The sequence below is a fragment of the Paraburkholderia sp. SIMBA_027 genome, from assembly GCF_046535315.1.
GTDB lineage: Bacteria > Pseudomonadota > Gammaproteobacteria > Burkholderiales > Burkholderiaceae > Paraburkholderia > Paraburkholderia tropica.
Genome location: NZ_JAWRWY010001628.1, coordinates 1 through 235 on the forward strand (window position 1 = coordinate 1; position 235 = coordinate 235).

The 235-nt window shown below is 65.5% G+C and carries 1 pseudogene; it reads right to left on the reverse strand.

The window, feature by feature from the left end:
- Positions 1-235, reverse strand: a pseudogene (locus tag SB764_RS44695) (sugar ABC transporter ATP-binding protein); the annotation flags it as partial.

Sequence of the window (235 nt, forward strand, 5' to 3'; positions counted from 1 at the left end):
GGATTGGCTTCTCTCGGTGCGTGGTGCGGATATCCAGAGCCTTGATATATTGGTCGGCCAGCGCATTCTGCTCGCTGCGGGAGAGCGGCCTCGCCCAGCCGCGGCGGGCCTGGAGCGCCAGGGCGATATTCTCGCGGATCGACAGGTCGCCGATGATGCCATCGGTCTTGCGATCCTCGGGGCAGAAGCCGAAGCCATGGCGGATTGCCGCCCTTGGATTGGCGAGTGCCACCGG